General features: G+C 69.8%; 17 protein-coding genes and 2 pseudogenes. 12 read left to right on the top strand and 7 right to left on the bottom strand.

All coding sequences use genetic code 11. From position 1 onward, the window contains the following. Positions 1–7: 7 nt before the first annotated feature. Positions 8–571: a LysE family translocator gene (locus CDO46_RS19080; RefSeq protein ID WP_243724339.1), complete on the bottom strand. Its 564-nt coding sequence runs from the start codon at positions 569–571 to the stop codon at positions 8–10. 95 nt (positions 572–666) lie between these two features. Here CDO46_RS19080 and CDO46_RS19075 point away from each other — a divergent pair, with 95 nt between their 5' ends. Together CDO46_RS19075 and CDO46_RS19070 are read left to right on the top strand one after the other, a co-directional pair. Continuing rightward, positions 667–1,260 (top strand): LysE family translocator, encoded by a 594-nt coding sequence (locus CDO46_RS19075; RefSeq protein ID WP_087840059.1) that lies wholly within the window; start codon positions 667–669, stop codon positions 1,258–1,260. A 5-nt stretch (positions 1,261–1,265) separates the two neighbouring features. After that, entirely contained in the window at positions 1,266–1,649 is a 384-nt protein-coding gene (locus CDO46_RS19070; RefSeq protein WP_087840058.1) for a nuclear transport factor 2 family protein, read from the top strand. A 1-nt stretch (position 1,650) separates the two neighbouring features. On the opposite strand, the gene CDO46_RS19065 is transcribed toward CDO46_RS19070, so the two are convergent. Continuing rightward, positions 1,651–2,589 (bottom strand): LysR substrate-binding domain-containing protein, encoded by a 939-nt coding sequence (locus CDO46_RS19065; protein WP_087840057.1) that lies wholly within the window; start codon positions 2,587–2,589, stop codon positions 1,651–1,653. A gap of 193 nt (positions 2,590–2,782) precedes the next feature. On the opposite strand from CDO46_RS19065, the gene CDO46_RS19060 reads away from it, so the two are divergent. Together CDO46_RS19060 and nhaA are read left to right on the top strand one after the other, a co-directional pair. Further along, complete coding sequence (locus CDO46_RS19060) at positions 2,783–3,982, top strand: low temperature requirement protein A (RefSeq protein ID WP_087840056.1); 1,200 nt, start codon at positions 2,783–2,785, stop codon at positions 3,980–3,982. A gap of 31 nt (positions 3,983–4,013) precedes the next feature. Beyond that, complete coding sequence (nhaA, locus tag CDO46_RS19055) at positions 4,014–5,846, top strand: Na+/H+ antiporter NhaA (protein ID WP_176400789.1); 1,833 nt, start codon at positions 4,014–4,016, stop codon at positions 5,844–5,846. A 7-nt stretch (positions 5,847–5,853) separates the two neighbouring features. Here the strand turns inward: nhaA and CDO46_RS28715 are convergent. After that, a pseudogene (locus CDO46_RS28715) lies at positions 5,854–6,983 on the bottom strand (M28 family peptidase). Between the two features lie 509 nt (positions 6,984–7,492). Here CDO46_RS28715 and CDO46_RS19040 point away from each other — a divergent pair. The 4 genes from CDO46_RS19040 (at position 7,493) to CDO46_RS19025 (ending at position 12,913) form a co-directional block, all read left to right on the top strand. After that, positions 7,493–8,590, top strand: a complete 1,098-nt coding sequence (locus CDO46_RS19040; protein ID WP_087840053.1) for an NAD(P)/FAD-dependent oxidoreductase — start codon at positions 7,493–7,495, stop codon at positions 8,588–8,590. Positions 8,591–8,697: 107 nt separating this feature from the next. Next, on the top strand, positions 8,698–9,108 hold the full coding sequence (locus tag CDO46_RS19035; protein ID WP_087840052.1) for a DUF2946 family protein: 411 nt from the start codon (positions 8,698–8,700) through the stop codon (positions 9,106–9,108). A 94-nt stretch (positions 9,109–9,202) separates the two neighbouring features. Continuing rightward, positions 9,203–11,401 (top strand): TonB-dependent siderophore receptor, encoded by a 2,199-nt coding sequence (locus CDO46_RS19030; protein ID WP_087840051.1) that lies wholly within the window; start codon positions 9,203–9,205, stop codon positions 11,399–11,401. A gap of 9 nt (positions 11,402–11,410) precedes the next feature. Further along, positions 11,411–12,913 carry a PepSY domain-containing protein gene (locus tag CDO46_RS19025; RefSeq protein WP_087840050.1) on the top strand — a complete coding sequence of 501 codons (1,503 nt, stop codon included), beginning with the start codon at positions 11,411–11,413 and terminating at the stop codon, positions 12,911–12,913. A gap of 29 nt (positions 12,914–12,942) precedes the next feature. Here CDO46_RS19025 and CDO46_RS19020 read toward each other — a convergent pair whose 3' ends face one another. From CDO46_RS19020 to CDO46_RS19010, 3 genes are all read right to left on the bottom strand, one after another. Next, a complete protein-coding gene (locus CDO46_RS19020) occupies positions 12,943–13,827 on the bottom strand; it encodes an NAD(P)/FAD-dependent oxidoreductase (RefSeq protein WP_087840049.1) in 885 nt (294 codons plus the stop codon). Positions 13,828–13,938: 111 nt separating this feature from the next. Beyond that, positions 13,939–14,397, bottom strand: coding sequence for an Rrf2 family transcriptional regulator (locus CDO46_RS19015; RefSeq protein ID WP_087840048.1), 459 nt, complete (start codon positions 14,395–14,397; stop codon positions 13,939–13,941). Between the two features lie 70 nt (positions 14,398–14,467). Continuing rightward, entirely contained in the window at positions 14,468–15,349 is an 882-nt protein-coding gene (locus CDO46_RS19010; RefSeq protein ID WP_087840047.1) for an aldo/keto reductase family oxidoreductase, read from the bottom strand. A 100-nt stretch (positions 15,350–15,449) separates the two neighbouring features. Here CDO46_RS19010 and CDO46_RS19005 point away from each other — a divergent pair, with 100 nt between their 5' ends. Both CDO46_RS19005 and chrA read left to right on the top strand, forming a co-directional pair. Next, positions 15,450–16,385 carry a LysR family transcriptional regulator gene (locus tag CDO46_RS19005; protein ID WP_087840046.1) on the top strand — a complete coding sequence of 312 codons (936 nt, stop codon included), beginning with the start codon at positions 15,450–15,452 and terminating at the stop codon, positions 16,383–16,385. A gap of 5 nt (positions 16,386–16,390) precedes the next feature. Then, positions 16,391–17,608, top strand: coding sequence for a chromate efflux transporter (gene chrA / locus CDO46_RS19000; RefSeq protein ID WP_087840269.1), 1,218 nt, complete (start codon positions 16,391–16,393; stop codon positions 17,606–17,608). 9 nt (positions 17,609–17,617) lie between these two features. Here chrA and CDO46_RS18995 read toward each other — a convergent pair whose 3' ends face one another. Further along, positions 17,618–19,885 carry a mechanosensitive ion channel domain-containing protein gene (locus CDO46_RS18995; RefSeq protein WP_369597224.1) on the bottom strand — a complete coding sequence of 756 codons (2,268 nt, stop codon included), beginning with the start codon at positions 19,883–19,885 and terminating at the stop codon, positions 17,618–17,620. A gap of 152 nt (positions 19,886–20,037) precedes the next feature. Here CDO46_RS18995 and CDO46_RS18990 point away from each other — a divergent pair. Continuing rightward, positions 20,038–20,244 (top strand): annotated as a pseudogene (locus CDO46_RS18990) (2OG-Fe(II) oxygenase); the annotation flags it as partial. 9 nt (positions 20,245–20,253) lie between these two features. Beyond that, on the top strand, positions 20,254–20,904 hold the full coding sequence (gene alkB, locus CDO46_RS18985) for a DNA oxidative demethylase AlkB (RefSeq protein WP_087840045.1): 651 nt from the start codon (positions 20,254–20,256) through the stop codon (positions 20,902–20,904). Positions 20,905–20,936 lie beyond the last annotated feature (32 nt).

Here is a 20,936-nt window from a genome sequence, read left to right as displayed (position 1 = left end):
CTGCCCGCTAGCGGCGTGCCTCGGTGGCCATGCGCACGGCCAGCCCCGCCAGCACCGTGCCCATCAGCCACCGTTGCACCACCAGCCACAGCGGGCGGCGCGCCAGGAAGGTGGCGATCGAGCCAGCCATGATGGCCACCGTGGCGTTGATGCTGATGCTGATCGCGATCTGCGTGGCGCCGAAGGCGAAGGACTGCGCCAGCACGCTGCCCTGCTCGGGCCGGATGAACTGTGGCAGCAGCGACAGATACATCACCGCGATCTTCGGGTTCAGCAGATTGGTCAGGAAACCCATCGCGAACAGCTTGCCGGGGCCGTCGCGTGGCAGCTCGCGCACCTGGAACGGCGAACGCCCGCCCGGCCTGACCGCCTGCCATGCCAGGTAGAGCAGGTAGATCGCGCCGCCCGCGCGCAACGTATCGTAGGCATAGGGCACCGCCATGACCAGGGCGGTGATGCCCAGTGCCGCGCACAGCATGTAGAACACGAAGCCCAGGGCCACGCCGCCCAGCGAAACCAGCCCGGCGCGCGGCCCCTGCGAGAGCGAACCCCGGCGCGCCGCAAAACTCAACGCCGCCTGAAAAAATCTCGCTGGCCGGCGCCGGGCACCGCGGGCCAGAATGCGCAACGGGGATCCGTCCCGCGATCCCGGCACGAAGAAGCACGATGGAGAACAGCCTTTTGCTCGGCCTGGTCAGCTACGTCTGCGTGATGTCCATCACGCCGGGGCCCAACAACGTGATGCTGATGTCCTCGGGCCTCCTGTTCGGCTTTCGCCGCACCTGTCCGCACATGCTGGGTATCCCGCTGGGCATGATCGCGCAACTGTGGCTGGTGGCAGCCGGGCTGGGCGTGCTGTTCGCAATGGAGCCCGGGTTGCAGCTGGCGCTGAAGGCAGCAGGCAGCCTTTACCTGCTGTGGCTGGCCGCCAGATTGTGGCGCGCCGCCGAAATGGAGGAGGCCCGCGCGAGCCGGCCCATCACGCTGCTCCAGGCCGTGGTCTTCCAGTTCGTCAATCCCAAGGCCTGGCTGGCCGCGGCCACCGCCATAGCGGCATTCACGCCGCCGGGCGGCGGCTACCTGTCCCACCTGCTGGTGATCTGCCTCGTGTTCGTCGCGGTCGGCCTGCCCTGCATCGCGATCTGGGTCGGCTTCGGCGCCGCGCTCAAACCCTGGCTGCGCCGCCCCGGCGTGGCGCTGCGGATCAACCGCGCCATGGCCGCCCTGACCGGGCTCACCATCATCCTGTTCTGGATATAGCAGACATGACCACCTTGTCCCGCAGCCAATTGCAAGCCCACGCGCACGCCTGGATCTCGGCCTGGAACCGGGCCGACGTGGATGGCGTCCTGGCCACCTTCGCCGAGGACGCGGAGTTCACCAGCGCCCTCGCCCTGCCTTACGCCGGCACGAGCCGGGTGCGAGGCAAGGCCGCGCTGCGCCGCTACTGGGAAGCGGCCTTGGCCGACCGCCCCGGGTTGAGGTTCGAACTCGTGGCCGCCATCTGCGACGAGACGGCCCAGGTCCTGGTGGTGCACTACGTGGCGCTCCAGGGCGGCAGGCGGACGCGCGCCTGCGAAATCATGCAGTTCCAGGACGGCGTCCAGGTGCGCGGCGAGGCCCTGTACGGCGCTCCCGATTCCACCTGACTCATCTGCCCGCGCAGGCCAGGCTGTCGTCCGTCTCGCCTTCCCCCGACGGCTCTGCCCGCATGGCCGCCGCCTGGGCGTGCAGCCACCGACTCAGGTTCCCCAATCTGCGGTCTTCCCGCAGTGCCGGCGGATAGACCAGATGGAAGCCCATGCCCACGGGCATGCGGTGCCCGAACACCGATTCCAGCCGCCCCGCGCGCACGCCGGCATCGGCCAGTTCCGCCACCGCGATCGCCACGCCCGCGCCATCGGCCGCCGCCTGCAGGGTCAATCCGCCCGAGTCCACCAGCGTGACGCATGCGGGTTCGAAGCGGCCGGCCGGCAAGCTGTCCGTCCAGTCCCGCCAGCCAGGGCAATGCCGCGACACGAACAGATTGGATGCGCGCAGCGCCCGCAGCCTTTCGCGCGGCGTTCCCCCGACATGGCCGGGCCGGGCGTACAAATCCACCGATGCCTGGAACAACCGCTCGGCCACCAGCCCCGGCCACTGCCCCGCCCCCAGCCAGATACCGGCGTCGGCCTCCCCGGCGGCAAGGTCCACGCCTTCCTGGGTGGTCGATATCTGCAAGGAAAAGCCATGGCGCTCGAAGGGATAGCGCGCCAGGCGGGGCGACAGCCATTGCGTGGCGAACGAGGGCAGCATGTCCACTCGCAACGGTCCTTCCCGCCGCTCGCTGCGTACCGCGGCGACCGCTTGCGCGATGTGATCGAACCCCTGGCTCAGCCCTGGCCCCAGCCTGCGGCCGGCCTCGGTCGGCTCCAGCCGCGCACCGATCCGCTTCAACAGTTGCACCCCCAGCAGTTCCTCCAGCGCCCGAAGCTGGTGGCTGACGGCCGACGGCGTCACGCCCAGCTCCGCCGCGGCCTCCTTGATCGAGCGGTGGCGGACCGCGGCCTCGAAGGCTCGCAAGGCGTTGAGCGGAACGGGGATTCTCATGGGCGATGCTCCTTGGCGCGGCCGGCGCAAGCGGCCCCCATGCCGCGACGGAAGTTGTGCTAAGACAACAACCCCGCCTGATCCTCGGGCGCGAAGTCAGGTCCCGTGGCGCGGCGCGGGCGTTTCCGGCTATCTTAAACCGCGTGTCCGACCCCGACCGGCTGGCCTCCCGCACCGGCCGTCCCGCCCCGCCATGTCATCCGCTCCCCATCGCCATCCTCTCCTGCGCCACCGCGACGGGCACCATGCCCGCGTCACCTTCGAAGAATTGTTCTTCGACCTGATCTACGTCTTCGCCGTCACGCAGATCAGCCATCAACTCCTGCACCACCTGACGCTCACCGGCGTGATCGAGTCGCTGATCCTCTGGCTGGCCGTGTGGCTGGGCTGGCAGTACACCTGCTGGGTGACGAACTGGTTCGACCCGGAAACGCCGCGCATCCGCGGCCTGCTCTTCGCCACGATGCTGCTGGCGCTGTGCATGGCGGCCAGCCTGCCCGAGGCCTTCGGCGACCGGGCGCTGCTGTTCGCCGGGTCCTATGCCGCGATGCAGGTGGGCCGGACCGCGTTCATCGTCTGCCAGTTGCCCGCCGGCCATCCGCTGGCCGCCAACTACCGGCGCATGCTGGGGTGGCTGGTCATCGCCGCAGTCTTCTGGATCGCCGGGGCGATGGCCGAAGGGCATGAGCTGCGCGCGCTGCTGTGGCTGGTCGCGGTGCTGTGCGAATACGGCTCGCCCATGTTCGGCTTCGCCCTGCCGGGCATGGGCCGCTCCCATACCCGCGACTGGACCATCGAGGGCGGCCACCTGGCCGAACGCTGCCAGTTGTTCGTGATCGTGGCGCTGGGCGAGACGCTGCTCGCCACCGGCGTCATGCTGGCGAACACCGAAGCCTGGAACGCGGCCATCGTCTCCGGCGTCCTGGCCACCTTCCTCGGCACCCTGGCGATGTGGTGGCTGTATTTCGGCACCTCCAGCAAGGATGCCACCGAGGCCATCACGAGCTCGGACGACCCCGGCCGCATCGGCGCCTATTTCCACTACATCCACGCCATCCTCGTGGCCGGCATCATCGTCACCGCCGTCGGCAACGATCTCGTCATGGCCCATCCGCATGAAGCCCTCGGGACGGCACAGGTCGTCGTGCTGGTGGCCGGTCCGGCCATCTACCTGCTGGGCAGCGCCATCTACAAGAAAGTCGTCTACGGTTCCATCCCGGGGTCGCACCTGGCCGGCGCGGTGGCGCTGCTCGTGCTGGTGCCCGTGGGCTATGCCGCGACGTTGCTGGCCATGGGCTGGCTGACCACCGCGGTCCTGACGGCCGTGGGCCTGTGGGAGACGCGCAGGCTCAAGCAGAGGCGCGCCCGGCAACCCGCGCCGCAGGCCCACTGAGCAGGCCGAGCCACTCCACCCAAGGAATCACGTGTCCGAAGAGAGCTTGACCGCCAGGCTGGAGCAACCGGTGGACGACAGCCGGGACCACGTCCTCGGCCCTGCCGATGCCGCCATCACCCTGGTCGAATATGGCAGCTACGCCTGCCCGTACTGCCGGGCCGCCAACGAACGCATCGCCGAAATCCGGCACCAGTTGGGCGACCGGCTGCGCTACGTATTCCGCCACTATCCGCTGCCGGGCAGCGACATCGCGCGCCGCGCCGCGGAACTGGCCGAACACGCGCGCGACGCCCGCCAGTTCTGGGACGCCCACGTCACGCTGATGACGCATTCGCGCACGCTCTCCGAGGAAGACCTGTCCCTGGTCGCGGGCCAGCTCGGCATTCCGCCCGCCGGCGCGCGGCAAACGGCCGACGACGAGGCGGCCCGGGCCCGGGTCGATGCCGACGTCGCCGGCGCCCGGGCCAGCCGGGTCATGGTCACGCCCACCTTCTTCATCAACGGCCGCCGCTACGACGGCCCCTGGGACGAAAGCTCGTTCACCGACGCCATGCTGCGCACGCCGGGCCATCGCCTGCGCAGCGTGGCGCAGGACTTCGCCGGCTGGGCGCCCTCGGCCGGCGTGCTGCTCCTGCTGGCGGCCGCGCTGGCGGTCCTGCTGACGAATTCCGGCCTGGGCGAGTCCTTCGCCGCGCTGTGGGAAACTCCCCTGGCGATCTCGTTCGGGCAGGCCGGCTTCGGCATGTCGCTGCTGCACTGGATCAACGACGGCCTGCTGACGATCTTCTTCCTGGTCGTGGGGCTGGAGATCAAGCGCGAGTTCACCGTCGGCCACCTGGCCAACCTGCACTCGGCCGCGCTGCCGGTGGCGGCGGCCCTGGGCGGCATGCTCGTGCCGGCGCTGGTCTACAGCCTGATCGTTCCCGCCGGGCCGTGGTCGCACGGCTGGGGCGTGCCCATGGCCACCGACACGGCCTTCGCCATCGCCCTGATCGCGATGATGGGCAGCCGCGTCCCCACCGCGCTGCGGGTGTTCCTGACCGCAGCGGCCATCGTCGACGACATCGGCTCCATCGTCGTGGTCGCGCTGTTCTATTCCGGTTCGCTGAACCTGGGCTACCTGGCCGCCGCCGCGGCCCTGGTGGGCGTGCTGGCCCTGCTCAACAAGGCCCACATCTACCGCGTCGCGCCCTATGCGCTGACCGGCATCCTGCTGTGGGCCTGCGTCCATGCCAGCGGCCTGCACGCCACCATGGCCGGGGTGCTGCTGGCCATGTTCATCCCGACGCGGCCGCCTCCCAACCTGCCCACGCTGGTGGCGCAGGCCGATGCCATCCTGACGGCCGAGGCACGCCGCAGCGGAGAAGTTCTGCGGCAGGGACCGTCGCTGCCCGCGCTGGCCGCGTTCGATGCCATCCATGACCGCCTGGAATCGCCCGCCGACCGGCTGCTGCGCACGACCGGCGCGCGCTCCAGCTATGTCGTGCTGCCGCTGTTCGCCCTGGCCAATGCCGGCGTGGCGCTGGCGCCCGACGTGCTGTCCAGCCATGGCCAGCTGTCGCTGGCCATCATTGCCGGGCTGGTCCTCGGCAAGCCGCTGGGGCTGGTGTCGGCCTCGGTCATCGCCGTCCGGCTGGGCATCGCGCGCAAGCCCGCCGATTATTCCTGGCGCCAGTTGGTGGGCGCCGGGGCGCTGGCCGGCATAGGCTTCACCATGTCCCTGTTCATTTCCGGGCAGGCCTTCCCGGTGGAAACCGACTTCGCCGCGGCCAAGGTCGCGGTCTTCATCGGCTCCATCCTGTCCTCGCTGATCGGCGTGGCCGTTCTATGGGGCGCCGGCCGATCGTCGTCCGAAGGCTGACGCGCGGCTAACGCAGCGCGGGCAGGTGCCGCGGCCGCATATCGGCCGGCGGCGTGTAGGCGGCGCGCGTCGAACGCCGGGCGCCGTCCGCCGGCGCGGCCCGCAGGATGCCCTGCAGATCGTTGGCATGGTGCAGCGTCGCCGCCGCCACCGCCCGGCTGTTCAACGCCAGCGCGGCCGGGTCCAGGTTCGACAGGTCATCGCAGGCGGCGTGGTAGCAGGGATCGAACGTGATGCCGGCGGTGCCGCCCCACAGCGCCACATCCGCCTCGGTCTTGATCTCGTCCACGCCCGAGGAAACGCCGCCCGCGGGGATGCCCAGCGCGATGAACGGGCCGTAGTCCGAACGGCCGTCGAACGGCGTTCCCTTGAAGGGCGTGTTCTGCATCGCGTAGAAGCGCTCGAAGGTCCGCTCGATCACCTCGGAGCCGGCCGGTCCCGGCCCGTCGCTGCGGCCATCGGAGTTGTCGCCGTCATAGATGAAATACCCCGGGTTGGGCGATCCGATCATGTCGAAATTCAGGTACATGGCGATCTTCGCCAGCGCCTCGGGCGCCAGCTTGCCGACGTAGTCGGCCGAACCCAGCACGCCGTCCTCTTCGGCGCCCCACAGGGCGAAGCGCAACCGGTACCGGGTCGGCGTGCGCGCAGTTGTACCGCGGTCTCGAGCACGGCCGCCGATCCGCTGCCGTTGTCGTTGATGCCCGGGCCTGTCGATACCGAATCCAGGTGCGCGCCCACCATGACCACGTGGTTCTCGTCGCCGCCGCGGCCCTCGGCGATCAGGTTGAAGGTGGTCCCGGGCTCGCGCCGGGTCGAGGCCGCCACCCGCAGCACCAGGCCGGGCGTGGCGATCAGTTGCCGGCCCAGCGCCTGGGTCGTCTCAAGCACCGGGACCTCGATGCCCAGGCTCTGTCCCAACGCGCCGTGGACCATGCCTTCGGCATTGTTGTAGACCACGACGCCCGCGGCCCCCGCCGCCACGGCAAGGCCGATCTTCTGGTCGAAGCTGCAATCGCCCCGTTCGATCAGGGCGATACCGCCCGCCGGGAATCCGGCATAGTCCCGGGCGGCACAGCCACGGCTGCCCACGGCGTGCGCGCCGGCCGAGACGTCGCCCGATCCGGAATAGGTCATGACCCCGTGCTCGATATCCATCGCCGGTAGCGGCCCCACCTGGCGCAGCAGGCTCCCGCCGAGGTCCCCGTACCGGACGAAATCGAAGGGCTCGCGCGTGACCGCATAGCCGGCGCCGCGCAGCACTTGCTCGGCATAGGCCGCCGAGGCATCGTACCCGGGCGATCCCGAGGCGCGGTGTCCCGCGTTCGCCTCTGCGATGCGCGCGAACTCCCGCAGATGGGCCATGACGCCGTCGAGCGTCATGCAGGCCAGCAGCTTGTCTTCCGTGTCGTTGACCTGGCGCGCACAGGCGGTCTCGGGCGCGACGGCGCCGTCGCCGCCGCAGCTGGCAAGCGCCAGCACCGCGGTCGCCAGCGCCGCCAGCCGGGCCAGGCGCGGTTTCATGATCAGCAAAGCCAATGGAGCGTCCTTGAAGAAACGACGGCGATCGTAACAGAAGGTATCCGGACGACATAACGGCCGTGAATTACGATGTCTGCTTCCGGAAGAAGACGAGACGCCCGCTGATGGAACAAGTCGATTGCATCGTCATCGGGGCCGGCGTGGTGGGCCTTGCCATCGCCCGCGCGCTGGCCGCCCGGGGCCTGGAAACCATCGTCCTGGAGAAGGAGCTGGGGATAGGCACCGGCACCAGCTCACGCAACAGCGAGGTCATCCATGCCGGCATCTACTACCCCCCGGGCTCGCTCAAGGCCGGGTGGTGCGTGCGCGGCAAGCACCTGCTCTACGAATACTGTGCCCGGCGAAGCATCCCGCACCGGCGCTGCGGCAAGTTCATCGTGGCCACCTCGGCCGGCCAGGTCGAGGTGTTGGAGCAGTTGCGCGCGACCGGTCGCGCCAACGGCGTCGCCGAACTCGAGATGATGGCCGCCGGCGCGGCGCGCCGGGCCGAGCCCCAGCTGCACTGCGTGGCCGCGCTGGACAGCCGCAGCACGGGCATCGTCGATAGCCATGCCCTCATGCTGTCATTCCAGGCCGACTGCGAAGCGGCCGGCGGCATGCTGGCCTTCGGCTCGCCCGTGGCCGGCGGGCAGTGCGGCGCCGACGGCATCACGCTGCAGGTCGGCGGCCCGCAGCCCATGGAAGTGCGCGCTGGCATCGTGGTGAACGCCGCCGGCCTGCATGCCCAGGAAATCGCCGCGGCCCTGCATGGACCCCACGCTTCGCGCATCCCGTCCGCGCATCTGGCCAAGGGCAACTACTACAGCCTGGCCGGACGCTCCCCTTTTTCGCGCCTGATCTATCCCGTGCCCGAACCGGGCGGGCTGGGCGTGCACCTGACCCTGGACCTGGGTGGGCAGGCCCGTTTCGGCCCCGACGTCGAATGGGTGGACCGGGTGGACTACCGGGTCGATCCGCGCCGCGCCGATGCGTTCTATGCCTCGATCCGCCAATATTGGCCGGCCTTGCCCGACGGCGCGCTGCAACCAGGCTACGCCGGCATACGGCCCAAGCTGTCGGGCCCCGGCTCGCCCGCGGCGGACTTCATGGTCCAGGGACCGGCCGACCATGGCGTGCCCGGCCTGGTCAATCTGTACGGCATCGAATCGCCGGGATTGACCGCGTCGCTGGCCATCGCCGAGGCAGTCCTGGCGCGCCTCTGATCGCGGACCGCGGATTGACGCGATCGGATTTCCTGCCCATACTCCCGGCGTTTCGCAGGCCATCCGGCCTGTCCGCCCGGGCGTCGGGCACCAGCCTTCACTCAAGCATGCATCGGCCATCCCTCCGATTCTCCAGGCAGGACCGCCATCGCGGCATCGCGATGCTGGTGCTGCTCGCGCTGCTCTGGGGAATGCTGGCGCCGGCCATCGCCAAGACGCTGGCTCGTCCCGCCGATACCTGGGTCGAGCTTTGCAGCGTCTACGGCCCGAAACTGGTCAAGCTGTCGGACGACGGCTCCAGTCCGTCGCGGGACGATTCGGCCACGACGTCCGCTGACTGCCCCTATTGCCGGCTCCATGCCGCCGTCGCGCTGCCGACCCCCAGCGGGGGGCCCGTCCTGGCAGGCCTCGTCGTCGCGGCCGAGGCACCGGCGCTTCCCCCCGCTCCGCTCCTGGGCACGGCGCCGATCTCGCGCCCGCCTCCCTCTCGCGCTCCACCCTTCACGTCCGCTTCCTGAACCCGCCCGGCCTGCCCGCGTGGCAGTGCCGTTTCGTCCTGCCGCGTCCCGCGCGGCCGACCAGGAGTCGTTCGTGTTCCCTCCCGTTTCCCCGATGCGCCCGGATGCGCATCGCGCCGCCACGCGTCCATCCCTGCCCGGTTCCTTGTGCGCCGGCCTGCTCGCCACCTGGCAGACGTTTGCCGTCCCCGTCCACGCCCAGGCGGTTCCTGAACATGCCCTGCCCACGATCGAAGTCAGCGACGACGCCGACACGCCCAACGGCAAGCTCAACCTCGACACGCCGGCCGCGGCCGCCAGCAATCTCGGCCTGACCGCCCGCGAGACCCCCGCCTCGATCACCGTGGTCGATCGTGCCACGATCGAGGCGCGCGGCGCGCAGAACACCCAGGAGATCCTGCGCGCCATCCCCGGCGTGACCGCCCACGACGCCCCCGGCAACGTGGGCGTGAGCTACCGCGGCTTCGGCACCGGTTCCATCAGCCAGTTGTTCAACGGCATCAACGTCCAGTACTCGATCGCCGCCCGCCCGGTGGACAGCTGGATCTATGAACGCGTCGAAGCCATCGGCGGACCATCCAGCTTCCTGTTCGGCGCAGGCGCGGTGGGCGGATCGATCAACTATGTGACCAAGCTCGCCAGGCGCGAAGACATCACGCAAGGCCAGTTGCGGCTGGGCGGCAACGGGCTCAAGGAAGCCTCGGCCGGACTGAACCGGCGCATCGCCGGCGACGCCGACGGCCCCGGGCACTACCTGCGCCTGGACCTCAACCATCGCGGCGGCGACAGCTGGGTGGACGGCACGGGCACGCGCGCCACGCAGCTCGCGGCATCGGTGCTGTCCGACTTCGGCAACGGCTTCACCCACACCCTGGCCTACGAGTACCAGCACGAACACGTCGACCGCCCCTACTGGGGCACGCCCCTGCTGAACCCGATCGCCGGCACCGCGCGCATCGACGACGGCACCCGCTTCAAGAACTACAACAGCGCCGACGGGGTATACATCCAGCGCGTGCAGTGGCTGCGCTCCATCGCCGAGTGGCGGGCCAGCGACAAACTGCAATGGCGGAACACCTTCTACGTGTACGACGCCCTGCGCGACTATCGCAACGTCGAGAACTATCGCTTCAACGCCGACAACTCGCAGGTGATACGGTCGAGCGCGCTGCTGCAGCGCCACGACCAGCACCTGGTGGGCAACCGCGCCGACGGCATCTACCGCGGCGGGATCGCCGGCCTGAAAAGCGACTGGGCCTTCGGGATGGATGTCAGCGTGAATCGCCAGACGCGTTTCCCGAACAGCCTGTCCGGCACCATCGGCACGGTCGACCCATACGGCTTCGGCACCGAGCGTTTCTTCGACATACCCGGCATGTCGCCGGGCTTCCGGCCCGACCGCGACAACAAGGTCCGCACTCTGGCCATCTATGCCGAAAACCGAACCGCTCTGCGTCCCGGCCTGCACCTGGTCACGGCGCTGCGCCACGAACGCATCGAGCTCGACCTGACCAACCGGCGAGAGGTCAACGCCGCCAATCCGGCAGGGTTCCGCCGCAGCTATCACCCGACCACGGGTCGCGTCGGTCTGGTCTGGGACGTCACGCAGGACGCGGCGCTCTACGTCCAGTACGCCACGGCGGCGGATCCGCCCTCGGGCGTGCTGTCCACCGCATCGTTCGCGGACGTCCGCAACAACAGCGAACTGACCTCCGGCCGCCAGGCCGAGGTCGGCGGCAAGCTGGACTTCTGGGAAGGCAAGGGAACCGCCACGCTGGCCGCCTATCGCATCTCGCGCCGAAACATCGCCAGCCAGGACCCGAACGACAGCAGCCTGACCGTGCTCGTGGGCGAGCAGTCTTCCCGGGGGCTGGAACTGGCCGTGGGACTGCAGCCCGACCGGCGCTGGTCCATCCAGGGCAACGTCGCCTACGTCGACGCGCGCTACGATGACTACACCCAGGGCGGCGTGTCGCTGGCGGGCAAGCGTCCGACCAACACACCGGCCACGGTCGCCAACCTGTGGGTGTCCTACGCCGTCACGCCCGCGCTGCAGGCCACCGTCGGGCTGCGCCGTGTCGGCCGCGTGTACGCCGATGCGGCCAATACGGTGTCCTGGCCAGCCTATCTGCTGGTGGACCTTGGGATGAGCTACCGCATCGATCGCCGCACCGCGATCGTGGCGCGCATCCGCAACCTGACCGACAAGGTCTATGCCGCCAGCATGACGCCGACCATGGCCTACCTGGGCGCCCCGCGCACCGCGGACGTCAGCCTGCGGATCGCGTTCTAGGAGACGGCCATGCGTTCACGCCTCAAGCGCTGGCTCTATCTGCTGCACCGGTGGCTGGGCATCCTGGTGTGCGCGTTCTTCGTGATGTGGTTCGCCTCGGGCGTGGTCATGATGTATGTCGGCTACCCCAAGCTCACCGCGGCCGAGCGCCTGCGCCACCTACCCGCGCTGGATCCCGCGGCGCCCTTGCTCGGTCCCGCCCAGGCCCTCGCGGCGGCGGGCATCGCCTCGATGCCGAAAGACTTGCGGTTGTCGGCGGCCAGCGCCGGCCGGCCGGTCTACCTGGCCACGCTGTCGGATGGCTCCCGGGCCGGCACGCCCGTGGCCATCGACGCCGCGACCGGGACGATGCTGCGGCCAATCGATGCGGCGCATGCCGTGGCCAGCGCCGCCGCCTACGCCGGCGGTACCGTCCAGGCCCACTATGCCGGCCAGGTGGACGAGGATGCGCATACGCACTCGCGCGCCCTGGACCCGCACCGGCCGCTTCACCGTGTGCAACTGGACGACGACGCGGGCACGCTGTTGTACGTGTCCAGCCGCACCGGCGAAGTGGTGCGCGACGCGACGCGCACCGAGCGCGTCTGGAACTACGCGGGCGCGTGGATCCATTGGCTCTATCCTTTCCGCGGCAATCTTTTCGACCGCCACTGGGCCGCCATCGTCGACGGCCTGTCCATCGCGGGCATCGCCGTCGCGCTCACCGGCACCGCCGTCGGACTGCTGCGCTGGCGCTTCTCGCGCCCCTACCGCAGCGGTTCGCGTTCCCCTTACCGGGCCGGCATGATGCGCTGGCACCACCTGGCGGGACTGGCGTTCGCGCTGACCACGCTTACCTGGATCTTCAGCGGCTTGATGTCCATGAATCCATGGGGCCTGTTCAGCAGCGGCCGCGGCGGCCCCTCCGTGGCCGCGGTATACGGCGACACGGGTACGATGCCCGCCGGCACGGCCTCCGTGCAGGCGCTGCTGGCCGGCGGCGACATCCGCGAGTTGCGCTGGGTCCACCGCCTGGGGCGCGAAGTCGTCCTGGCCTATGGCCCGGCCGGCCGCCCCGCGCTGCTCGACCCCCGGACCGCGCAGGCCGTGCGCCTGGACGCCGCGGAACTGCGCCATGCGGCGGCGGGACTCATGGCAGCTCCCCTGGCCCGCATCCAGGTGCTCGACCGCTACGACCTCCACTACTACGACCGCGCCCCGCACACCATGACGGGCGGCGGTGACAAGCCGCTGCCGGTCTGGCGCATCGAGTTCGACGATCCCGAGGCGACCTGGGTGCACCTGGACCCGTACACGGGCTCCGTCCTGAACAGCACCGACCGCTCGCGCCGCGCCTCGCGCTGGCTGTTCGCCATGCTGCACAGCTGGGACTGGCTACCCCTGCTCGAGCGCCGCCCGCTATGGGACGCGATGATGATCCTGTTCAGCCTGGGCGGTCTCGCGTTGAGCGCCACGGGCCTCGTCATCGGCTGGCGCCGGCTGCGCGTGTCCTGGCATAGCTCGAAAGCTTGACAACAAGGCCCGACCGCCCGATCGTTCTTCTACAACCCGAACATCAGCGAGCGGTGGGCCGCGGCGCCCGCCATCGCGCCATCGCCCACCGCCGCCGCCACCGAGCCGGCGGGCCTGCCCGTGTCGCCGCACGCGAACACGCCGGGCACGCTGGTGGCCTTGGTGCCATCGGTCTTGATCGTGCTGCCCCACGGCCCCTCTTCCATCACGCAGCCCAGTTGCTCGGCCAGCTCCGACGACCGGACCCGGGCCGCGATGAACAGGCCGTTCAGCGCATGGACCACGCCGTCCTCCATGGCCACCGCCACGCCTTCGCCTTCCAGCCGCGCCACCCGTCCCCGCACGATGGCCACGCCGCGCCCGGCCAGCAGCGCCAGCTGCTGCGCATCGGGCTCGAAGGCCTCGTTCAGGAACAGCGTGGTCGCGCCCCAATCCGGCAGCATCATCGCCTGGTGCATCGACATCTCGGACAAGGCCAGCACGCCGACGCGGCCCTGCTGCAGTTCGTAGCCATGGCAGTACGGACAATGGAAAACATGGGTACCCCAACGCTGCGCGAGGCCCGGCAGGTCCGGCAGTTCGTCCTTCACGCCCGTCGCCAGCACGAGGCGCTGCGCCGTGCGTACCCGCTTCCCCACCGACACCTCGAACCCCGCGCCCGCCTGCGCCACCGCGTCCACGCGGGCATCCAGCCACTCCACGGTCTCGTACCTGAGCAACTGGTCCCTGGCGATGGCGGCGATGTCGGCGCCCGCCTCGCCGTCGCGCGTCAGGAAACCATGGGACAGCGGCGCATACCGGTTGCGGCGCTCGCCGGCATCGATCACGAGCACGCGGCGCCGGGCGCGGGCCAGTTGCAGGCCCGCCGAAAGCCCGGCGTAGCTTCCGCCGATGATGATCACGTCGTAATCCATACCGCTCTCCTTGCTTCGTCCAATTCATGTACCTTTAAATGATACATAACGATTCGCCGCAAGGCCCCGATACCCCTTTGGCACTCGAGGCCATTCCCTACCGCTGCATGTTCAAGGCTGGAGGTGGTCCGCCAGGCCCCACGACGCCGTGCGGCAGATCTGCTCGAACTCCCTGGCCAGGTCCGCCAGCGTCACCGCTCCCAGGCGCCGGACGAGCAAGGCTTGCGCCTCGTCCAGTGCGTCGCCCAGCGCGGCGTTGACCACGCGCTCGACCGCGCAGTCGGGATGGGCATGGTCGGCGCCGATCGCAAAAATCCTGGGCCCGCCCACCGCGCGATGGATGTCCAGCAGCGTGACCTCGGCCAGGTCGCAATCCAGCCGCCAACCGCCATGGTGGCCCTTCTCGGACTGCACATAGCCCGCCTTGCGCAGGCCCGCCATGGTCCGGCGGACCACGGCGGCATTGGTGCCCAGCATCCGGGCGATCTGGGCGGACGTCACGGGCTGGTCGTCCCTGGCCATGTGCAGCAGCACGTGCAGCATTCGGGAAAGGCGGCTATCGGTTCTCACGCGGGGGCTTGTCGGGGCATGAATGGATCCACCCCGACGATAACGCATCTTCGCCGCCGCGCCCGCGCGGCTAGGGCTTGGCCTGGCCCTCCGCGGCGATGCGGTCCAGCTCGGCGATCGCGTCGGCGGGCAGCGCCAGCGCGGCCGCCGCCAGGTTCTCGCGCAGATGCGCCAGCGACGACGTTCCCGGAATCAGCAACAGGTTGGGTGCGCGTGCCAGCAGCCAGGCCAGCGCCACCTGCATGGGGGTCGCCGCCAGCCGCGTCGCCACGCGGGTCAGGATCTCCGACTGCAGCGGCGAGAAGCCGCCCAGCGGAAAGAACGGCACGTAGGCGATGCCCTGGGCGCCCAGTTGCTCGATCAGCGCGTCATCGGCACGGTGCGCCAGGTTGTAGTGGTTCTGCACGCACACGATGGGGGCGATGCGCTGGGCCTGGACCACCTGCGCGGGCGTGGCGTTGCTCAGGCCGAGATGGCGGATGAGCCCCTGCCGCTGCAATTGCGCCAGCGCGGTGAACGGCGCCTCGATCGATCCCTCGGACGGCGCATGCACGTCACCCATGATGCGCAGGTTCACCACGTCCAGCACGTCCAGCCCCAGATTGCGCAGATTGTCGTGCACGGCCTGCGTCAGTTGTCCGGGACTCTGCGCCGGATTCCATGAGGCGTCCGGCCCGCGCACGGCTCCGACCTTGGTCACGATGGTCAGGCCCCGATAGGGATGCAGGGCCTCGCGGATCAACTGGTTGGTGACGTGGGGCCCGTAGAAATCGCTGGTATCGAGATGGTCGACGCCCGCCTCGACCGCGGCGCGCAGCACGGCAATCGCCGCGGCGCGATCCTTGGGCGGCCCGAACACGCCCGGCCCCGCCAGTTGCATCGCGCCGTAGCCCATGCGGCGCACGGTACGGTCTCCCAGGGCGAAAGTGCCCGCTGGCTGTAGATCGATCACGGTATTTCTCCGGAAAAACATGGATGGATCACACTATAGACATGGCCACTTCGATCGATAATCTGGTGTAATCGGCACAGGCTGTACGAAATTCTGCACAATGCAAGCACCGCTCCAAGACCTGTTCGCCTTTCTGGCCGTGGTTCGCGCCGGCGGTTTTCGCGAAGGCGCGCGCGCCAGCGGCACGTCGGCTTCCAGCCTGAGCGAGGCGGTACGCAGACTGGAGGGCCGGCTGGGCGTCCGGCTGCTCCATCGCACCACTCGCAGCGTGACACCGACCGAGGCCGGCGCGCGCCTGGTCGAACGGCTGGTGCCCGCGCTGGGCGAAGTGGAAACCGCACTCGACGTCGTCAACGGATTCCGCGATCGGCCCGCCGGCACCCTGCGGCTGAACGTTCCGCTCAGCGCCGCCCGGCTGGTGCTCGCGCCCCTGGTCACGCCCTTCCTGCAAGCCTATCCCGACATCAAGCTCGAAATCGTGGTCGAGGACGGCTTCGTCGATCTCCTGGCCGCCGGCTGCGACGCCGGCATCCGCTACGACGAACGGCTCGAACAGGACATGATCGCGATTCCCATCGGCCCGCGCTGGCAGCGCTTCGCCACCGCCGCCTCGCCTGCCTATCTTGCCGCGCACGGCCGCCCCGCGCATCCGCGTGACCTGCTCGGCCACGTCTGCCTGCGTGGCCAGTTCGCCAGCGGCGCCATGCCCGCCTGGGAATACGAGCGCAAGGGGGAAGTCCTGCGCGTGGACCCCGCCGGGCCGCTGCTGGTCAGCCTGGGCAGCGGCATCGAACTCGCGGTCCAGGCCGCCCGTGACGGACTGGGCATCATCCACCTGTTCGAGGACTGGCTGCAGCCCGACCTGGACAGCGGCGCGCTGGAACCCGTGCTCAAGTCCTGGTGGCGCCCATTCTCCGGCCCGTTCCTTTATTATTCCGGCCGCCGGCACCTGCCCTCGCCCCTGCGGGCCTTCATCGACTTCGTTCGCGCGCACGAAGGCGCCGCCAAGCCCTCCCGGAAACCCTTCTCACGTTGACCACCATGCCCACCGACGCGCCTCCGGCAGGACACGACGATACGCGCGAGGGCGCATGGCGGGTATTCCTGGTCTTCCTGCGGCTGGGACTGACGTCCTTCGGCGGGCCGATCGCGCACCTGGGCTACTTCCGTGCCGAGTTCGTGGAGCGCCGCCGCTGGCTGGACGATCGCAGCTACTCGGACCTCGTGGCCCTGTGCCAATTCCTGCCCGGGCCCGCCAGCAGCCAGGTCGGCATGGCGGTGGGATTGCGGCGCGCCGGCTGGCCCGGCCTGCTGGCCGCGTGGCTGGGCTTCACGTTGCCGTCGGCCCTGGTCCTGATCCTATTCGCCTATGGCATGGCCGGATACCGCGACATGGCCGCCTCCGGCTGGGTACACGGCCTGAAGGTCGTGGCCGTGGCGGTGGTCGCGCAGGCGGTCTGGGGCATGGCCAGGTCGCTGTGTCCCGACCGGACACGCGCGGGACTGGCCATGCTGGCCGCGCTGGCGACACTGGCCGTCCCCTCGGCCTCGGGACAGGTCGCCGCGATCGTGGCCTGCGGACTGCTTGGCCGATGGCTGTTGGACCTGCCCGCCCCCGCTCCGGCACGCCCCCATCCCTACCCCATCTCCCGCCGGGCCGGCATCACGGCCCTGGCGCTGTTCGCCCTGCCGCTGGCGGCGCTGCCGGCCTGGGCCGCGGCCAGCGGCTCCTCGCTCGTTGCGTTCTTCGAGGGTATCTATCGCGCCGGCGCGCTGGTCTTCGGCGGCGGACACGTGGTGCTGCCACTCCTGCAGGCCACGGTCGTGCCCACGGGCCTCGTCGACAACGCGGACTTCCTGGCTGGCTACGGCGCGGCGCAGGCCGTGCCCGGGCCGCTGTTCACTTTCGCCGCCTACCTGGGCGCGGTGGCCCGCGGTCCGCTGCACGGCTGGGCCGGCGGCCTGGCCGCGCTGGCCATGATCTTCCTGCCCGCGCTGCTGGTATTGGCGGGCGCCTTGCCCTTCTGGGAACAATTGCGCCAGCGTCGCGGCATCCAGACCGCGCTGGCCGGCGTCAACGCCGGCGTGGTCGGCATCCTGCTGGCGGCGCTGTACGACCCGGTATGGACCAGCGCCATCCACGGCCGCGCCGACTTCGCGCTGGCGCTGGCCGCCTTCGGGTTGCTGGTCCTGGGCCGCGTGCCGCCCGTCATGGTCGTGGCGCTGGCGGCGCTGGGGGGCTGGCTGCTGGCGGGTTGAAGGCCGGGATCAGCCGGCCACGGCCCGCCCCTCTTCCATGGCCACTCGCACCGGCGGCGCCTCGCCCTGCTTGTCCTGCCCGAAATAGACCACCATGTGCGGGTAAGGCAACTCGATGCCGGCGGCGTTGAAGTGCTGCTTCACCAAGCGGTTGTAGGCGCGCTGCACCGCCCACTGCATGCCCGGCCGGGTCTTGATCAGCACGCGTATGGTCACGCCCTTCTCGTTGACGGCGGTGACGCCCGGGATGCTGATGTCCTCCAGGATCTCCGGCGCCAGCGCCTCGTCGGTCATCAGTTCCGCAAAGGCATTGCGCAGGTGTTGCATGGCATCGTCGACGCTTTCCCGGTGGGCGACCGTGTACTCGCCCAGATGGTAGGAAAAGTCCCGCATGTGGTTGGACACCACGTCCACCGACGAGAACGGCACCAGGTGGTAGCCGCCGTCCAGGGTCCGTATGCCCACCGAGCGGATGGTCATCTTCTCGACCGTGCCGAAAACGCCGGCCACCTGCACGACGTCGTTCTCGTTCATGCCGTTCTCGAGCTGGATAAAGACGCCGGTGATGATGTCCTGCACCAGCTTCTGCGCGCCGAAGCCCACGGCCAGGCCGACCACGCCCGCACCCGCGATCAGGGGCGCCACGTCTATGCCTATCTGCGACAGCACCACCATGACCGTCATGGTCACGATCACGATCAGCGCCGCATTGCGGAACAGCGACAACAGGGTCTTCTCGCGCGCGGTGGGCATGCGTCCGCCCTCGCGCAGGTTCAGCCGGTGTTCGATGACGCTGGCCACCACCGTCCACGCCAACGCCGCCGCCAGCAGTACGATGGCCACGTTCACCGCCACGCCTATGGCCGCCGCGCCGGCGTCCGAGGCGATCCAGCGCGACAGGTTGAAAGCGCGCCACGCATCCAGCACCAGCAGCACCACGACGATGCGGACCGCCCATCCCACGAAACGGATGGTCGCGGGCACATAGGAGTTCAGTCGGCTCTCCAGCATGGGCAGGCGCGCGCGCAATTCGTCGGAGACGCGTATGGGCTTGGCCAGCAACGCGTTCAGCAACACGACGGCCAGGCTGCCCACGCCGGTCGCCAGCAGGGTCTGGAGCGTGGCGCCCACCATGAAAGGCAGCGCATTGGCCGGATCGATCTGGCTGACCACCAGCAGCACGGTGAAGTACCCGATGCCCAGCCAGTGCCAGACGCGCGCCAGCAGACGCGGCGAGGTGCCCAGGAAAGTCGTCCGGCGCGAACCGCTGTGCTCCAGCCGTTCGCGCACACGCAGGCGGTTGCGCCAGATCACGCCCACCGCGTACACGTAGACACCCAGCATGATCACCAGGGTGGCCAGCCGGCCCAGCGCGGGCGACAGCGCGGCCGCCAGAACCGGATCGACCAGCATCGTGCCGTAGCCCGCCGCCATGACCAGCACGATCAGCCACCGGTTCCAGTAGCGGGCCATCTCATTCGACATCGGCAGCAGGCGCAGGTGCGGATAGCGCGTCGAGAACACGGTGCGAACGAGCACCTTGGTGATCTCGACCGCCAGGAAGGCCTTCAGGAACACCGCCACCAGCGGGTCGACCGCCACACCGTCCGGTCCGCCGCGGACCCCGGCCGCGTATGCCGCGGCGGCGGCCAGCACCACCACCAGCGCATCGATGATGACCGCGCCGACGATCGCGCCCGCGCGCCGGTACAGGACCGGCATGCCGATGGGCGCATCGGCCGGCCACGACGCCGTGGCGTCCCAACCCAGCCCCGCCACCCAATCATCGATCCGCCGGTAGATCCACAGCGCCACCAGCCGCAACAGCACGAAGGCGACGATGGCCGTCGCGACCGAGATGGCCAGCGGTTGCAATGCCCGCGCCTCGTCGCTGTCCATGGAAGGACCGTCGCCTTCGGCCATCGCCCGCAGGTCCGCGGCGCCCTGCCCCAGGTCGGCCACCAGGCCGGACAGGAAACGCTGCGTGCCGTCTGCCAGCCGCTCACGCAGCGTGGGGGACGCCTGGTCGGGCGCAGCAGCCGAGGCAGCCGCCCCGGCTTGCTTCGCGCCGGTCCCGGGTTCATGCGCCCGCAACTGGTCGATCAGCGCCTGGCGGCTGTCGGGGTTCTCGAGCAGGTCCGCCAGCGCGGCTGGCGTGGGCGCCACGGCGGCTTGCGCAGCCATCGCGATACGGGCGGACCCCAGTGTCGCCAACAGCAGCAGGATCAGGAACGCGAAGTGGGCCAACCAGGGCTTGGACAGCCTGCGGCGACTCAACGAGACGTCGCGGAGGGATTGCAGGGGAAGTGTGCATGCTGTCGTCGCGAGTCGAACCACTAGGGGGTCTCCTGGAGGAAAAGGAAGGTGAAAGGCGGGGCCTGCGCCCGCTCATGACGCCACAGGGTAAAACACACGCGTGCCGCAGACAAATCGTGGCGTACGGTGCCGGCGACTACAATTGCCTGCACCAGGATCTCTACGGCGAACGGGGTGACGCGGTGGTGTTCGCCGTCAACCAGCGCCCCGCACCGGGCCGGCGCGGCGGCGTGCGCAAGGTGGCGATGCGCCACGGCGTCAGCCGCGTCCACAGCGGCAGGCGGTACACCGTGGGCCTGATCTTCCACGACGCGCGCTAGCGCAGGACCATGCAGACATTCGATCTTTTCTCCGACGCCACCTCGGGCCAGCCCGAACCCATGGGACCGCGCGCCTTCCTGCTGCGCGGCTTCGCGCTGCCCCGCGTGGACGAGCTGCTGCCCGCCATTGCCCGCGTCACGGACGCCGCGCCGTTTCGCCACATGGTGACGCCCGGCGGCTTCACCATGTCGGTCGCGCTGACCAACTGCGGCACGCTGGGCTGGACGACCGACCGCCACGGCTACCGGTACTCGCGCACCGACCCCGCCACCGGCCTGCCCTGGCCCGCCATGCCGGAGGCCTTCGCCGCGCTGGCGCGGGAGGCGGCCGAGGCGGCCGGCTTTCCCCGCTTCGAACCCGATGCCTGCCTGATCAACCGTTACCTGCCCGGCGCGCGGATGTCGCTGCACCAGGACAAGAACGAACGCGACCTCGACGCCCCCATCGTGTCGGTATCCCTGGGCATGCCGGCGATCTTCCTGTTCGGCGGCCACCGTCGTTCGGACAAGCCGGCGCGGATCGGACTCCACCACGGCGACATCGCCGTCTGGGGCGGCCCGGATCGCCTGCGCTACCACGGCGTGATGCCGCTGTCCGACGTCCCGCATCCGGTCCTGGGCAGCCAGCGCATCAACTTCACGTTCAGGAAGGCGGGATGATCCTGGCCTGGCTTCGCAAGAGAAGGATGCGT

It is taken from the genome of Pigmentiphaga sp. NML030171 (assembly GCF_002188635.1).
GTDB lineage: Bacteria > Pseudomonadota > Gammaproteobacteria > Burkholderiales > Burkholderiaceae_B > Pigmentiphaga > Pigmentiphaga daeguensis.
The sequence above is the reverse complement of the archived record's forward strand: the minus strand, read 5'-3'. Positions and strand labels throughout refer to the sequence as shown.

Coding starts and splice junctions, on each gene's coding strand:
- CDO46_RS19075 (WP_087840059.1), top strand. CDS start 667: ATGGAGAACAGCCTTTTGCTCGGCCTGGTCAGCTACGTCTGCGTGATG.
- CDO46_RS19070 (WP_087840058.1), top strand. CDS start 1,266: ATGACCACCTTGTCCCGCAGCCAATTGCAAGCCCACGCGCACGCCTGG.
- CDO46_RS19065 (WP_087840057.1), bottom strand. CDS start 2,589: ATGAGAATCCCCGTTCCGCTCAACGCCTTGCGAGCCTTCGAGGCCGCG.
- CDO46_RS19060 (WP_087840056.1), top strand. CDS start 2,783: ATGTCATCCGCTCCCCATCGCCATCCTCTCCTGCGCCACCGCGACGGG.
- CDO46_RS19040 (WP_087840053.1), top strand. CDS start 7,493: ATGGAACAAGTCGATTGCATCGTCATCGGGGCCGGCGTGGTGGGCCTT.
- CDO46_RS19035 (WP_087840052.1), top strand. CDS start 8,698: ATGCATCGGCCATCCCTCCGATTCTCCAGGCAGGACCGCCATCGCGGC.
- CDO46_RS19030 (WP_087840051.1), top strand. CDS start 9,203: ATGCGCCCGGATGCGCATCGCGCCGCCACGCGTCCATCCCTGCCCGGT.
- CDO46_RS19025 (WP_087840050.1), top strand. CDS start 11,411: ATGCGTTCACGCCTCAAGCGCTGGCTCTATCTGCTGCACCGGTGGCTG.
- CDO46_RS19020 (WP_087840049.1), bottom strand. CDS start 13,827: ATGGATTACGACGTGATCATCATCGGCGGAAGCTACGCCGGGCTTTCG.
- CDO46_RS19005 (WP_087840046.1), top strand. CDS start 15,450: ATGCAAGCACCGCTCCAAGACCTGTTCGCCTTTCTGGCCGTGGTTCGC.
- chrA (WP_087840269.1), top strand. CDS start 16,391: ATGCCCACCGACGCGCCTCCGGCAGGACACGACGATACGCGCGAGGGC.
- alkB (WP_087840045.1), top strand. CDS start 20,254: ATGCAGACATTCGATCTTTTCTCCGACGCCACCTCGGGCCAGCCCGAA.